The 13,867-nt window shown below is 55.3% G+C and carries 14 protein-coding genes and 1 other RNA gene; 9 read left to right on the plus strand and 6 right to left on the minus strand.

The genetic code is table 11. The features are described from left to right. Nucleotides 1-146: 146 nt before the first annotated feature. Nucleotides 147-1,292 carry a succinyl-diaminopimelate desuccinylase gene (dapE, locus tag B2T33_RS10945; protein ID WP_286792012.1) on the plus strand — a complete coding sequence of 382 codons (1,146 nt, stop codon included), beginning with the start codon at nt 147-149 and terminating at the stop codon, nt 1,290-1,292. A gap of 46 nt (nt 1,293-1,338) precedes the next feature. Then, nucleotides 1,339-2,421: a 2OG-Fe(II) oxygenase family protein gene (locus tag B2T33_RS10950; protein WP_286792013.1), complete on the plus strand. Its 1,083-nt coding sequence runs from the start codon at nt 1,339-1,341 to the stop codon at nt 2,419-2,421. Between the two features lie 17 nt (nt 2,422-2,438). Here the strand turns inward: B2T33_RS10950 and B2T33_RS10955 are convergent, their stop codons facing one another. Continuing rightward, nucleotides 2,439-3,107 (minus strand): TetR/AcrR family transcriptional regulator, encoded by a 669-nt coding sequence (locus B2T33_RS10955; RefSeq protein WP_197146495.1) that lies wholly within the window; start codon nt 3,105-3,107, stop codon nt 2,439-2,441. Between the two features lie 146 nt (nt 3,108-3,253). Between B2T33_RS10955 and B2T33_RS10960 the strand changes: the two genes are divergently transcribed. Further along, a complete protein-coding gene (locus tag B2T33_RS10960) occupies nt 3,254-3,922 on the plus strand; it encodes a glutathione S-transferase family protein (RefSeq protein ID WP_286792014.1) in 669 nt (222 codons plus the stop codon). Nucleotides 3,923-4,050: 128 nt separating this feature from the next. Here B2T33_RS10960 and B2T33_RS10965 read toward each other — a convergent pair whose 3' ends face one another. Then, nucleotides 4,051-4,659: a glutathione S-transferase family protein gene (locus B2T33_RS10965; protein WP_286792015.1), complete on the minus strand. Its 609-nt coding sequence runs from the start codon at nt 4,657-4,659 to the stop codon at nt 4,051-4,053. 154 nt (nt 4,660-4,813) lie between these two features. Here B2T33_RS10965 and B2T33_RS10970 point away from each other — a divergent pair, with 154 nt between their 5' ends. Further along, complete coding sequence (locus B2T33_RS10970) at nt 4,814-5,692, plus strand: LysR family transcriptional regulator (protein WP_197146492.1); 879 nt, start codon at nt 4,814-4,816, stop codon at nt 5,690-5,692. Between the two features lie 54 nt (nt 5,693-5,746). Further along, a complete protein-coding gene (locus tag B2T33_RS10975; protein WP_286792016.1) occupies nt 5,747-6,115 on the plus strand; it encodes a DUF1636 domain-containing protein in 369 nt (122 codons plus the stop codon). A 40-nt stretch (nt 6,116-6,155) separates the two neighbouring features. On the opposite strand, the gene B2T33_RS10980 is transcribed toward B2T33_RS10975, so the two are convergent. Continuing rightward, nucleotides 6,156-6,956, minus strand: coding sequence for a transporter substrate-binding domain-containing protein (locus B2T33_RS10980; protein ID WP_286792017.1), 801 nt, complete (start codon nt 6,954-6,956; stop codon nt 6,156-6,158). 78 nt (nt 6,957-7,034) lie between these two features. Continuing rightward, on the minus strand, nt 7,035-7,961 hold the full coding sequence (gene nudC, locus B2T33_RS10985; RefSeq protein WP_286792018.1) for an NAD(+) diphosphatase: 927 nt from the start codon (nt 7,959-7,961) through the stop codon (nt 7,035-7,037). A gap of 190 nt (nt 7,962-8,151) precedes the next feature. On the opposite strand from nudC, the gene ffs reads away from it, so the two are divergent. The 4 genes from ffs to recR all read left to right on the plus strand — a co-directional run bounded on the left by ffs (nt 8,152) and on the right by recR (nt 11,327). Further along, an RNA gene (gene ffs, locus B2T33_RS10990) (signal recognition particle sRNA small type) lies at nt 8,152-8,246 on the plus strand. 157 nt (nt 8,247-8,403) lie between these two features. Beyond that, complete coding sequence (locus B2T33_RS10995; protein ID WP_286792019.1) at nt 8,404-10,293, plus strand: DNA polymerase III subunit gamma/tau; 1,890 nt, start codon at nt 8,404-8,406, stop codon at nt 10,291-10,293. Then, nucleotides 10,290-10,613: a YbaB/EbfC family nucleoid-associated protein gene (locus B2T33_RS11000; protein ID WP_008889081.1), complete on the plus strand. Its 324-nt coding sequence runs from the start codon at nt 10,290-10,292 to the stop codon at nt 10,611-10,613. The genes B2T33_RS10995 and B2T33_RS11000 overlap by 4 nt, the downstream gene beginning before the upstream one ends. A 120-nt stretch (nt 10,614-10,733) precedes the next feature. Beyond that, entirely contained in the window at nt 10,734-11,327 is a 594-nt protein-coding gene (gene recR / locus B2T33_RS11005; protein WP_064780402.1) for a recombination mediator RecR, read from the plus strand. A 144-nt stretch (nt 11,328-11,471) separates the two neighbouring features. On the opposite strand, the gene aroQ is transcribed toward recR, so the two are convergent. Then, on the minus strand, nt 11,472-11,918 hold the full coding sequence (gene aroQ, locus B2T33_RS11010; protein ID WP_286792020.1) for a type II 3-dehydroquinate dehydratase: 447 nt from the start codon (nt 11,916-11,918) through the stop codon (nt 11,472-11,474). A gap of 38 nt (nt 11,919-11,956) precedes the next feature. Then, a complete protein-coding gene (locus B2T33_RS11015) occupies nt 11,957-13,834 on the minus strand; it encodes a bifunctional sugar phosphate isomerase/epimerase/4-hydroxyphenylpyruvate dioxygenase family protein (protein WP_286792021.1) in 1,878 nt (625 codons plus the stop codon). Nucleotides 13,835-13,867 lie beyond the last annotated feature (33 nt).

Below are 13,867 nucleotides of genomic sequence, written 5' to 3' on the forward strand. Positions count from 1 at the left end.
ACGCAATGTGATCATGATATAAGGGGCGAAACGGATGGCTGTTTCGCCCCTAAATGTATATTTGTTCCTATTTTGTTTCACGTGAAACATAAAAATAGGCCTGAATTCCTATTATTGTCTGACACCTAAAGATCAAGAGAATGCCAATGTCGACCGCCCTTGAACTTGCTCAATCCCTGATCCGCTGCCCGTCGGTAACACCTGCCGATGAAGGCGCGCTTGATGTGTTGCAAAAGGCGCTTGAGGCACGGGGTTTCAAGTGCACGCGCAAGGTCTTTGACGGTGATGACAGTGATGCGATCGACAACCTCTATGCTCGTCTGGGGACCAAGGGGCGCAATTTCTGTTTTGCCGGTCATACCGATGTGGTGCCCGCCGGCGATGTTGCCGCCTGGACCGTCGATCCGTTCGGGGGCGAAGTCAAAGATGGCCGTTTGTTTGGCCGCGGTGCGGTGGACATGAAAACCGGCATTGCCTGCTTTGTTGGTGCGGTTGACGCGTTCCTTGCTGCCCATCCGGATTTTGATGAAAGCATCTCTTTCCTGATCACGGGCGACGAAGAAGCCGACGCGATCAACGGCACGGTCAAGCTGGTTGAATGGTGCGATCAGCAGGGCGAAAAGTTCGATTGCTGCATCGTCGGCGAACCGACCAACCCGAAATATCTGGGCGAGATGATGAAGGTTGGCCGCCGTGGCTCCATCACCGGCTGGCTGACGGTTTATGGCGCACAGGGCCATGTCGCCTATCCGCATCTGGCCGACAACCCGGTGCCACGCATGATCAAGACGCTTGATGTGCTTAATTCTCGCGCGCTTGATCAGGGCACCGATCACTTCCAGCCCAGCAACCTTGAAATCACCACGGTTGATGCCGGAAACACCGCGACCAACGTGGTGCCGGCCAAGGTCAGTGCGGCGTTCAACATCCGCTTTAACGATCAGCATAAGGGTGCGGATCTTAAAAAGTGGATTGAGGATGTCTGCGCCGAGCATGCTGGCGCGCACGATCTAAAGGTCAAGATTTCTGGCGAGGCGTTCCTGTCCAATCCGGGCAAGCTCGCCAACCTGATCGCCGATGCCTCGGAAAAAATCACCGGCAAGCGGCCTGAAATGAGCACGACTGGCGGCACATCCGATGCACGCTTCATCCAGAAATACACCGAGGTCGCCGAATTCGGTCTGGTCGGGCAAAGCATGCACAAGGTCGATGAACACGCCACGGTCGATGACATCGAAAACCTCACAAGAATTTACAGTGAAATTCTGTCCGGTTATTTTACGACTTCGTGATTAAAGAAGACGTGTTTCCTTTTTCTGATTTTTTGGATTTTCGGACATGACTGGTACATCGCAACAGCCCCCAAAGACCAAAAGTCTGGAAGTGGGAGACTTTGTCCCCAAGATTGTGCTCCCCGATACCACGGGGGAAAGCATCGACCTGACCTACCAGCTCATTGCCGGAAACACTTTGGCCTTGTGGTTTTTTGATGAAAAACCCGGCAAGGCCGAGTGGGAGAAAATTGATCAGCTTCGTGATGCGACCGCAGATGCCGAAGTGCTGCATTTCATCGTAATTGGCGGAAAGAAAAGCCCGAAGAAATCTGGCAAATCCAGCGCGAAGGCAACCGAGCTTTTTGATGCGGAAAACAAGTTGCGCATGCTATTTGCCTGTGCTGGCGGCAGTGTTGCCCTGATCGATCCCAACCATCGTCTAAGCAAAATCGGCTCGATATCGGAACTTGATGATCTGATCGCAGCCTGCAATGCAATTGCGGCACAAACTGCCCCGGAACCGGCATCCTATCAGGCACCGGTTCTGGTGATGAAGGATGTGCTTGAACCCGAGCTGTGCGCTGACTTGCTGGCTTACTGGGAGGCCGGTGAAAAGAAGGCTGATGGGGTATCTCAAGGTGATATTGGCAGCAACATCGCAAAGGCCAATATCAAGAAACGCAACGACGTGGTCCTGCTTGATGAAGGGCTTTTCAATCGGGTTAAAACCCGGCTTGTTAAGCGCCTGATGCCGGAACTGATGAAGGTATTCCATTTCAAGACTGCCAGTATGGAAGCCTTGCGTATCGGGTGCTATGACTCAGCCAATCGGGGGCATTTTGGCCGCCACAGAGACAATCGCACCGCCTTCACAGCCCATCGAAGATTTGCGGTATCTCTGAACCTGAACCCGATTGATTACGAAGGTGGTCAGGTGCGCTTCCCGGAATATGGCCGGGCAGTTTATGCGCCGCCGCCCGGTGGTGCTGTCGTATTTTCATGTTCGCTTTTGCATGAAGCATTGCCGGTTACCAAGGGTCGGCGATTTGCAATTTTCACCTTCCTGACAGACGAGGCCGGCGCGCTGGCCGAGCAAAAAATGATGGCTGAACGCAAAAAGCAAATCACCCCGCTTGCAATGAAATAGTCACGAGATCTCGGCAGCTATTTCGCAATTGCTGTCGCCAGATGTTGATGACGGGAGCGCGAAATACTTTCCCGACTTGCCGCGAGGATATCCTCGGCCGTCTCGTGATCGACCGCACGGCTCAGAACGACCGCACCGACCAGCATCGCCAGCATCGATGTGGCTTCGGTGCGGTAACCATCAGGAACATCTGGAAGCACGGACGCACCGTCAACCGGGACGGGCTTGTCCATACCCGGAACACCGTCTTCCTTTGCCAGTTTCCAGGCAAGCTTGCCCGATGCCTGCTCAATCAGTTTTGAAAACGCTGCACGTGCCTGATCGCCGGAACGTGAGACCTCGGATGACAGGGTCGGCAGGGCACATCCAAGTTCGGGGTTATCGATATGGACCCGTGACAGATAGAGTTCGGCAAAGGATGTCACCCAGTCGCTTCCGGACAGCTCGGCCTTGCGCAATTTTGCCAGCACCGGCGATGACAAAAGCGACATGCCGTTTTCAACGCAGGCAACAAACAGGGCTTCCTTGTTCTTGAAGTGGGCATAAAACCCGCCGCGGGTCAGCCCGGCCGCAGCCATGACCTGATCAATCGTGACATTTTCAAACCCGTGCTTTTTAAACAGCGCACTTGCCGCATTGACGATGCGAATGCGGGTTTTGGGCTTGTGCGTCGGCGCATAGGGCATTTCGAACTCCACCAGGTAATCGGCACGTCATCGGATGTTTGGATCGGACGACAGATCGACCATGACACATTCTGATAATATGTTCTTGAACATATTATGGGGGACGTAATCCTGTCTGCAAGTTCACCGAACAAAAGGGTCTTGCCATGTCGGATGTCACAATTATCGGAATGCCGCGTAGTAACCTGACACGCACGGTTCGCATTGCCTGTCTGGAAAAGGAAATACCGTTTACGTTCAGCAGCCGGAATGTCCAGCCACCCGGCCATCCGCCAACACCGGAACTGTTGCGCAGCAATCCGTTTGGCAAGGTGCCGGTCCTGACCCACGGGCCGTTCGTCCTGTATGAAACCGCCGCCATTTGCCGCTATATTGATGATAATTTCCCCGGGCCGTTATTGCGCCCGGTGCATGCCGAAAAAGCGGCCCGCATGAACCAGTGGATCAGTGTCGCCATGACCCGGTTTGATCCGGACATCATCCGCAATTTCGTTATTCCGATGTTTTTTGCCGATGACGTCAAACGTCATGACCCGGCATTTACCACCCGGATGAACGAGATGACGGACCGCATCCGTCATGATCTTTCTGTCCTTGATGCTGCTTATGGCGATGGCTGGGTTTGTGGTGACCGTTTCACCATTCCCGACATGATGATCATGCCGATGATCCATTATTTGAACGCGATGCCGGGCGGCCCTGAAATGTTGGCAAGCGCGCCCAATGTCGAAGATGCCTTTGCGCGCTTCAAGGCGCGAAGTTCTGCGGCCCAGACCGACCCGCTTTTGCCAGAAAAGCTTTTGAAATCAGCCTGACGAGTGTACCGCCGCCCTGACGTTTCTCCCGTCAGGGTATTCAGCCACCACGGATGGGAACAACTTCCCCCGCCTCCCCCTTGCCTGGGGTGACGTTCCTGTTTGTGGTGGCTGCTTTTTGGTGCCCTTTAAGGCGTCCAGGTGATCGGCACATAGCCGGGAACCGCCGTCATCCGGTCAAGCCAGGCGCGAATGCCGGGATAGGGTGCCAGACTGATTTTGCCAAGCTCGGCCCGGTGCGTGTAGGCATAAAGTGAGATATCAGCGATGGTAAGCGCATCGCCCACCAGCCAGTTATGATCTGAAAGACGCTTTTCCATCAGATCAAGCGCACGCTTGGCACCCGCCTGTTTCATCGGGCCGAGAATATCAGCATGTTCCGGCAGGCCCTTGATCGCATACCAGGAAATCAGAACAGCGACGTTCGGTTCATGGTCATATTGTTCAAAGAACAGCCAGCCCATCATATCGGCCCGGTCATAGGCATCCTCGGGGATGAAATTGGTGCCTTCGGCCAGATAGATCAGAATGGCGTTGCTTTCAGCAAGGCTCCTTCCGTCATCAAGGACAAGGGCCGGAATTTTGCCGTTCGGGTTGACCTTTTCAAGGTATTCGGGCGTGTGGGTTTCGCCTTTCATGATGTCGCGTTCGACATATTCAAACGGTTGACCCAGCATCGAAAGCAGCAAACGGACCTTATAGCCGTTTCCCGACATCAAATAGTCGTTCAAAATCATTGTAATCATCCTTTGGCACATGCGTTTTACGCATTCAAAACAGCATCGGCAGGCCGGGTTTGATATTTGCCGCTGGATCACAATCGGACAATCGAATAGTTTTGACCCTATTGTTCAAAATTCCTGATCAATTTTTCTGATCAAAGGGGAAGCCATGGATTCCGATCTTCTTCGAAGCTTTGTCGCCTTTGCCGAATGCGGCAGCTTCAACCGTGCCGCCGACCGTATCGGGCGCACGCCATCGGCCTTTTCCATGCAGATGAAGCGGCTTGAAGAACTGGTCGATAACAAGCTGTTTGAACGCGACGGACGCAACGTTCAACTGACCCACGAAGGCATCACCTTTGTCGGCTATGCCAGACGGATTCTGAGCCTGACGGACGAAGCAATGGGACAATTGCGTTCGCAGGAAGAAAGCCGTCCGATCCGCATCGGCTGCCCGGATGATTACGCGCAAAAGATTTTGCCAATTGTTCTGCGCGCCATAAGTGCGGTGCATCCACAGGCGCGCTTTTTCGTGTCGGTCAATCCGACGATCCTGCTGCGCCGGATGCTTGATCAGGGGGAGCTTGATCTGTCGATCATCAGCCGGTCGGAAAAAGGTGAAGAGGGATATTTCCTGCGCCATGAACTTGGGGTCTGGGTGACATCGGCAGTTCATGAGCAGCACCTTCTTGATCCGCTGCCGCTTGTTCTCCCGGCCGAAGATTGCAAGTTTCATGCATGGGCGATTGACGCCTTTTCGAAATCCAACCGGCCCTTCACGCTTTATGCGACCTCGCGGCAGGCGGCCTCGATGCTGCATCTGGTCCGCGATGGTTTGGGTGTTGCCGCCCTTGCCTCCGCCAGTGTGACCGATGAATTCAAAATCCTTGATGCGCGGGACGGATTTCCGCCACTGCCAGCCGTCGGTGTCGCTGTCATGCTGGCCGAAGAAGCCCATCCGCTGGTCAATCGCCAGCTTGCCGGTGCGATCCAGGAATATGTCACCCATCATCTTGATGATGACTTGACCAGACCGGCCGCAAGCTGATTGGATGCGCCCCGCGTCGTTTTACCTGTCACCAGCCCGGATAAGATCACCCGCATGACCGCCAAGTCCCGCCTGAATATCTGCACGACCTGCACGTCCTCCACCGCCAGCGCCCCAAGTGATCCGCGCGATGGTCAGACGCTTTTTGAGCGCATTCAGGAAGTCTGTGCCACGCGCGATCTGCCGTTTGAGGTTAAACCGGTTGAATGCCTGACCAACTGCAAGTCTGGCTGTTCGGTCGCGCTGAACGGATCGGGCAAGTGGGGATATGTTTATGGAAATGTTGATCCCGACAGCATGGTCGAGGATCTCTGTGAACTGGCGTCAAAATATGCCGAAAGTGAAAAGGGCATTGTTGCCTGGCGCGAACGTCCAGACGCCCTGCGCCGCAATGTTATTGCCCGCATTCCGCCGATCGACTAGCCAATCCGGTCGGGGCTTGGCGCAGGACTTGGGGCAGGACCTAGCCAGACAGACCGATGTGAAGTTGCTGCCACAGGCGTTCGACCTCGCCAGTGGATTGCAGTTTCGCAATCAATTGGTTGAACCGTTCAAGCGGGATTGAAGAACCGGCCGAGAGCACCGCCACCAGATCATGGACGGCATCGGGTTGATCTGAAATCACAAGGCTTTCGCGCAAGGATGGATAATCAACAAACCGGGCGGCCAGAAAGCCCGCCGAGACGATACCAATCGGGGCTTCCCCGGCCAGAAGTCCGTCAAGGACCTCTTGCTCGTTATAGCGCAGCAAAACATCAAAGTTCTGGCGCAGATATTCCGGATCTGCGTTGAAATCGGCAAATCCGTAATGGAACCCCAACACGCACAGGATCGGATAATTGGTCACATCTGACAAAAGTGCGTCGGTGTTATCCGGCCCGGCAAGCGTCAGATAAAGGTCCTTTTCCTGAACAATGGATTTGGAGAACTGAACATCCAGATTCCGCCATTCCCATTGCGCACTTTCCAGCAGAACAAGGTCCACCTCGCCACTGGTGACGGCCTGATAGCGCCTGCGCGATGAGGTTTCGGCAAGTTCAAACACATATTCGTCCTGCAAATCATTCAGAAGTCTGATCAGGTGCAGAACCATGCCCTGTGGCTTGCCATCATCATAGAAATAGACCACGCCATATTCATAGGCACCGACCTTGACGGGGATCCGTTGATGGGCCTTTGCGGCCGTTACTGCGAACAAAGTCGCAAGCAAACAGACAGCAACGCCGGTTACAACCAAATCGCGTAGAAAACGTATCGCTACCAAAGTTTTTTCCTGAATACCGATCATCACCCAGTACAGCGATGCCGTATCACCAGGATGGTGACAAAGGCCTCTTTGTCTCTATATGTGGCCCGCGCACCAGTTTTCCAGAAGGAAGCGTGCGATAGATATCGGACGCGGCAGGTTGATACCTTTTTCGGGCAGGTTTGGCACATCGTCGCGATGCACCCACATCGCAAACTCGATTTCTTCGTTATCGAGCAGAAGGTCGGTTGTTTCGGCCTCGGCGACAAAGCCCAGCATCAAAGAACCCGGAAACGGCCATGGCTGGGATGCGACATATTGTGGGCGCTTGATCCGGACACCGACTTCTTCGAACACTTCGCGCGCGACCGCCTGTTCAAGGGTTTCGCCCGGTTCGACGAAACCGGCCAGAACCGACACCATGCCGGGCAGGAATTGCGGGGATCTTGCCAGCAATACATGATCCTGATGATGGATCAACATGATCACGGCCGGATCGGTGCGCGGGAAATGCGATTTGCCACAGTTCGGGTTGCTGCATTGCAGACGATATCCCGCCTCTGCCACCAGGTTCGGATGGCCGCACGCCCCACAAAACTGATGCCCCTGATGCCAGTTGAAAATCGCACGTGCCTGCGCGGCAAGGGCGGCCTCATCCACCGAAAGATTGGCCATGCGGGTGCGCATATCGCCAAAACCACCGCCGAGTTTGCGGATCGCCTCGTCACGATCGGTCACCACCGCGGCAATATCGACTGCTATCACCGGTCCGCTTTCATCACGGCCAAGATAAATCCACTGCCCGCGATGAAGATCGACATCAAGATGTGGCACGGCCGGGGCACCCAGCACCACCAGTTCATGGGCGTCCATGTCCTCGGGCCAGGCAAAAAGCGGATCACCCGCGTGACAAATCAGGATGCGCAGCGACTCCTCGGCCAACAGAACCTGTTGCCAGTCTTCGCGTTTGCGCAAAACCGCATCGCGATCAAGATCAACGGATTCATAAAATAGCCTGTGCATGGTGGTCACTTTCCTGAAATTCTGATGCGGAAAATATCGGGCAAGCCCATGGGATCGCCGACATTTCCTGTGGTGACGGAGCATGACATTAACGTGGGTGGGGACCGGTCAAAAGCCACGATTGCTTGATAACAGAAAAAATCCCAGCCAACCCTTGCGTTTTATGGACGCTTGCGCGATATAGGGGGCGAGAGGCTGGCAGTGGACGGACCGCTCGCCAACCCGGTCAGGACCGGAAGGTAGCAGCCGTAACGAGTTTTTCCGGGTCGCTGTTCAGTCTCTCACCCTTTCATTTCTCCCTTTGAAATCGCTGATATTTGCCTTGCCCCTGACATTCGCGGGCAGATGGCTTTTTGTGTGGGAAATTTCCCACTTGGCCTTTCCCATAGGGCTTCGAAGCTGCTAAAACCGAATGAGAATTAAAACAGTCCGGACCGGATGAATGAGCGAGCAGATCGAGACCGCCAGCGAAACGGCACCAGAAGGTGACACGGTGACAGACAGTAACGTCGCGGACACAACCGCGCCCGTCACCACGGCCGAGCCAGAAAGCAAAAGCGAGTATCAGGTTCTTGCGCGGAAATACCGCCCGAAATCCTTTGATGAACTGATCGGCCATGGGCCGATGGTCAAGACGCTGTCAAACGCGCTTGAAAGTGGCCGGCTTGCACATGCGTTCATCCTGACCGGGGTTCGCGGGATTGGTAAAACCACGACGGCCCGTATCATTGCGCGTGCGTTGAACTGTATTGGTGCGGATGGCAAGGGCGGTGCGACGATCGAGCCGTGCGGTGTCTGTGAGCATTGCCGCGCGATTGCCGAAGACCGCCATGTTGACGTTCTGGAAATGGACGCCGCGTCGCGGACCGGTGTTGATGACATTCGCGAACTGATCGAAGGTGTGCGCTATCGCCCGACTTCGGCACGCTACAAGATCTACATCATCGACGAAGTGCACATGCTTTCGAAAAGTGCGTTTAACGCGCTTCTCAAAACGCTTGAAGAACCGCCAGAGCATGTGAAATTCATCTTTGCCACCACCGAAATCCGCAAAATCCCGATCACGGTCCTGTCGCGTTGTCAGCGGTTCGATTTGCGTCGTGTGCAGACCGACGAACTGGCCGCGCACTATAGCCGCATCGCCGGGCTTGAAAATGCCGAGATCGAAGAAGAAGCCGTCACCCTGATTGCGCGTGCCGCCGACGGATCGGTGCGTGATGGCATGAGCCTGCTGGATCAGGCAATCTCGCACGGTGCTGGCAAGGTCACCACCCAGCAGGTGCGTGACATGCTGGGCCTTTCGGATCGGTCGCGGATTTTCGATTTGTTCGATCACACCATGAAGGGCGAGATTAACGAGGCGCTGGAACTTCTTGGTGCGCAATATGCCCTTGGCGGTGATCCGCCCGTCATGTTGCAGGATATGCTCGATCTGACCCATTGGCTGACACGTGTGAAGCTGTCGCCCGATGCCGCCAATGATCCCGGCGTGTCGCAGATCGAACGCGAACGCGGCAAGGAAATTGCCGCCAAGCTTGCCATGCCGCAATTGACCCGCGCCTGGCAGATGTTACTTAAGGGCCTCGAAGAAACGCGCATTGCGCCATCGCCGATTCAGGCCGCTGAAATGATCCTGATCCGTCTGGCCTATGCTGCGGAAATGCCACCGCCCGGTGATCTGATCAAGAAGCTGCGTCAGGACATGAACAATGCCGGTAACGGCGGCGGCGCGCCACAAGGTGGCGGCAATGGCGGCGGCAGTGGCGGTCCGGGACCGCGCATGCAGGTGGTGAATGGCGGCGGCGGTGCAGCCGCAGTGGCGCGGGCGCGACCCGACCCGCTGGGCGAACCAGAACAGGTCGAACAGCCGGTCTATGCCAAGATGCCTGAAACGTTCGAAGAAGTTGCCGAACTGCTTGGCAAGGACCGCGAAACCACCGGCCTTTCGATGCAGGTCAAAAACTATATGCATCTGGTGAAGTATGAGCCGGGCCGCATCGAATTTCGCCCGGCACGCGGGGCGGGGTCGGACCTTTCGACCAAGCTGATCAAGGCGCTCAATGGCCTGACCGGTCATCGCTGGCTGGTCAGTGTGTCCGAGCGCGAAGAAGGGGCCCCGACCCTTAAGGAACAGGAACTTGAAGCCCTTGAACAGCGCAAGGCAGATGCCTCGCAAGATCCGCTGGTCAGGGCCATTCTGGATGGTTTACCAAAAGCCAAAATCGTTGCCGTCCATCTGCCACCCGGTCAGGAAAATGCCGAAGGCGAAGAGGACGAAAGCGGTTCCGTATATGACGACGCATTTTATCTCGAAGGAGACGACGAGCTATGAAGAACCTTGCAGGGATGCTCAAACAGGCCCAGCAGATGCAGTCCAAAATGCAGGAAATGCAGGAAGGACTGGTTGAACTTGAAATCGAAGGCCAGTCCGGTGCGGGCATGGTCAAGGTGATGCTGAATGGCAAAGGCGAAATGCGCGGCCTTTCGCTTGATAAAAGCATCGTTGACCCGAACGACACCGAAGTCCTCGAAGACCTGATTGTGGCGGCTTATAACGACGCCAAGGTCAAGGTCGAGGCCGCCGTTCAGGAAAAGATGAAAGACGTCACCGGCGGCATGAACCTGCCGGAAGGCTTCAAACTGCCGTTCTGATCTTTCATCGGACACACGATAAATTTCGTACTTTCATTGTACGCGGCAAAGGGTGGCATTGCGCCGCCCTTTGTTTTTGATACAAGCTAACTATCAGAAAACACCACAAACGGGATCATCATGACCGGACGGGAAATTGAAAATCTGATCAAACTGCTTTCACGCCTGCCCGGCCTTGGGCCGCGTTCGGCGCGACGTGCGGTTTTGCAGATGCTCAAAAAGCCCGAAACATTGATGATCCCGCTGGCCGACGCACTCCATGCCACGGCCGAGGTCATGACGACCTGTTCGGTTTGCGGCAATATCGATGTTACCGATCCCTGCCATATCTGTGCCGATCAGAACCGGGGTACGGACATCATTTGCGTGGTCGAGGAAGTTCAGGATCTTTGGGCGCTTGAACGCGGGGCATCGTTCAAGGGCAAATATCATGTGCTGGGCGGCACGCTGTCGCCGCTTGATGGCGTCGGGCCGGATGACCTTAAAATCGATCAGTTGGTCAATCGCGTGCGCGAAAACGCTGTGTCCGAGGTCATCCTTGCCACCAATGCCACGGTCGATGGCCAGACCACCGCACATTACATCACCGAACGGCTGATCGAAACCGGGGTCAAGGTCACCCGCCTTGCCCATGGCGTGCCGGTGGGTGGTGAGCTTGATTATCTTGATGATGGCACGTTGGCCGCCGCATTGCGGTCAAGAAGCTCGGTCTAAACCGCGATCATTCAGACAGAAAAAAGGGCAGCCATGAGCCGCCCTTGATTATCTTCAAAATCTCTTTGTCGTAATTATTCAAACCGTCTGTAGGCAGAATTACAGTATTTAACCACAACAGGATTGAATAATTCCGAGCCTTTTTCAGGCGGTCTTGATCTTTTCTGCAGCAAGGCGGGTTGCCAGCTCATAGCCATAGGCACCAGCCCCGGCCATCACCGCATGGGCGACCGGGCTGATCCAGCTGGTATGGCGGAATTCCTCACGTGCGTGCGGATTGGAAATATGCAGCTCGATGATATAGCCCTCAAAGGTCTTGAGCGCGTCATGGATCGCAACCGAGGTATGGGTATAGGCACCGGCATTAATGATCAGGGCGGCTGATTTGGTGCGGGCCTCGTGGATCATGTCAATGATCGCACCTTCATGGTTGGACTGGCCAAACCGCACCGAAACGCCAAGCTCCTTGGCAAGGGCACTGCATTTTTCCTCGATCGAGGCCAGCGTGTCATAGCCGTAAATTTCCGGCTGGCGCTGTCCCAGAAGGTTCAGGTTCGGTCCGTTGATGACTAGAATTTCCTGCACGCTCATTTCCTTGTTCCCGCCTTTATGCGCTTGGTGCCCTGTGGTTATTTCGCCGCATCGTTACGACGGTTCATGCGCGTCTGTGACGCAAGCCGGATCGGCGCATTGGCCGCCCCGAAGCCACGATACGCGCGACGCTCGACCAATTCAAAGAAGAAACGGTTGGCGAAGGTGCGCGTATAGGCCTGATAATATTCACCTTCATCATCACGATCATAGAGAATATTACGTGCGCGCAAACGATCAAGCAGTTCCGGCTCCAGCCCAAACCGTGCTTCGATATCGTCATAATAGTTTTCCGGGATCGGCAGAATTTCAACGCCATGTGCCATGCAGTAATCAACCGAGGCAAAGATATCGTCGCTGGCGAATGCCAGATGCTGCACACCGCTGCCAAAGAACTCGTTGAGGAACTGGGAATGCTGGGTATGCGGGCTTTGCGAGCCATTGAGGATCAAACGCACAGCATCGCTTTGCACCACCTGACTTTGCACAAGCCCACCCGGATCCGGGATATCAAGGGTCGGCATTTTGCCGAGATCAAAGATCGAGGTGAAATACAAAAGCCAGGTCAGCATTTCCTCATACTGCATCGAGTATGACACATGATCGACCTTGCGAAGTTTCGCCTTGCCGGCATCTGCATCCGCGCCCTTTTCGGGTTCGAACTCGACATCCCAGATGCGCGAAAGCTCGCTGTGATCATCAAGGAAATAAACAAGGCTGCCGCCAACACCACGAATAGCCGGCATTTCAATTTCGCCTTCGCCAACTGCCTGACTGAACGGAGCGGCGAGCAGTGATTGTGCGCGATCCATCGTTGCCTTGGCATCATCGACCTTAAGCCCCACCGCACAAACCGACGGGCCATGCACGATGTTATAGGAATGCGCAAAGCCATCCTTGTCGCAATTGATCACAAGGTTGATGTCACCCTGTTTCCACCAAGTCACCGCCTTGGTTTTGTGGCTGCCGCGCTTTTCAAAGCCAAGGGCGGCGAAAAGTGTCGCAAGCTTTTCGGCGTTTTCTTCCTCGACCGCGAACTCGACAAAGCCGACTTCCTTGGCATGCGCCTTGGGCGGCAGGGCGGTTCCCTTTTCACCGACCTGAACGCCTTCGATGCCGTCGCCGAGATAGATCAGGGAGCGCAAACCATCCTTGGCCACATTCTTGGTCGAGCTGGAGCGGAACTGATCGTTGAAAATCTCAAGCGACAGCGGCCCGTCATAGCCAGTCATGGCAAGGTTGCGCATGAATTCACCGAGCGGGAAGTCCCCCTGCCCCGGGAAGCAGCGGAAATGGCGGCTCCAGGACAGGGCATCCATTTCAAGGATCGGTGCATCGGCCACCTGAACAAGGAAAATCTTGTCACCCGGGATCGATGAAATCGCATCGAGCGGCACCTTGCGGGCCATGATGTGGAAGGTATCAAGTACCAAACCAACATTCGGGTGATTGGCGCGCCGCACGACTTCCCAGCTGTCGCGATAGTCGCTGATATGCTTGCCCCATGAAAGGGCCTCGAACGCGACACGCAGGCCACGTTTGGCGGCACGGTCACCAAGCTCTGCCAGATCCTTGGCGGCGCGATCAAGCCCGCCCAATGATTGCGGGGAGACGTTCGAACAAACCATCAATAGGTCTGTGCCCAGTTCTTCCATCAGGTCAAACTTGCGCTCGGCCCGCTCGAACGCGCGGGTGCGCTGGGGTTCGGGCATGCCTTCGAAATCGCGGAACGGCTGGAAGGTGACCAGTTTCAGACCCAGATCACGGATCGTTTTGCCAACATCTTCTGGCGATCCGTCAAAGGACAGAAGGTCATTTTCAAAAATCTCGACCCCGTCAAAGCCGGCCGCGGCAATGGCATCGAGTTTTTCCTGAAGATCGCCTGACAGTGAAACTGTGGCAATTGAGGTCAGCATTTTATCCCTCCGGGATGCATGTGGGGCACCGGC

The organism is Thalassospira sp. UBA4513, from assembly GCF_002388495.1.
Classification (GTDB): Bacteria; Pseudomonadota; Alphaproteobacteria; order Rhodospirillales; family Thalassospiraceae; genus Thalassospira; species Thalassospira tepidiphila.

Bases quoted from the DNA above. Each gene is read 5' to 3' on its own strand.
- dapE (WP_286792012.1), top strand. From the start codon at position 147: ATGTCGACCGCCCTTGAACTTGCTCAATCCCTGATCCGCTGCCCGTCG.
- B2T33_RS10950 (WP_286792013.1), top strand. From the start codon at position 1,339: ATGACTGGTACATCGCAACAGCCCCCAAAGACCAAAAGTCTGGAAGTG.
- B2T33_RS10955 (WP_197146495.1), bottom strand. From the start codon at position 3,107: ATGCCCTATGCGCCGACGCACAAGCCCAAAACCCGCATTCGCATCGTC.
- B2T33_RS10960 (WP_286792014.1), top strand. From the start codon at position 3,254: ATGTCGGATGTCACAATTATCGGAATGCCGCGTAGTAACCTGACACGC.
- B2T33_RS10965 (WP_286792015.1), bottom strand. From the start codon at position 4,659: ATGATTTTGAACGACTATTTGATGTCGGGAAACGGCTATAAGGTCCGT.
- B2T33_RS10970 (WP_197146492.1), top strand. From the start codon at position 4,814: ATGGATTCCGATCTTCTTCGAAGCTTTGTCGCCTTTGCCGAATGCGGC.
- B2T33_RS10975 (WP_286792016.1), top strand. From the start codon at position 5,747: ATGACCGCCAAGTCCCGCCTGAATATCTGCACGACCTGCACGTCCTCC.
- nudC (WP_286792018.1), bottom strand. From the start codon at position 7,961: ATGCACAGGCTATTTTATGAATCCGTTGATCTTGATCGCGATGCGGTT.
- B2T33_RS10995 (WP_286792019.1), top strand. From the start codon at position 8,404: ATGAGCGAGCAGATCGAGACCGCCAGCGAAACGGCACCAGAAGGTGAC.
- B2T33_RS11000 (WP_008889081.1), top strand. From the start codon at position 10,290: ATGAAGAACCTTGCAGGGATGCTCAAACAGGCCCAGCAGATGCAGTCC.
- recR (WP_064780402.1), top strand. From the start codon at position 10,734: ATGACCGGACGGGAAATTGAAAATCTGATCAAACTGCTTTCACGCCTG.
- aroQ (WP_286792020.1), bottom strand. From the start codon at position 11,918: ATGAGCGTGCAGGAAATTCTAGTCATCAACGGACCGAACCTGAACCTT.
- B2T33_RS11015 (WP_286792021.1), bottom strand. From the start codon at position 13,834: ATGCTGACCTCAATTGCCACAGTTTCACTGTCAGGCGATCTTCAGGAA.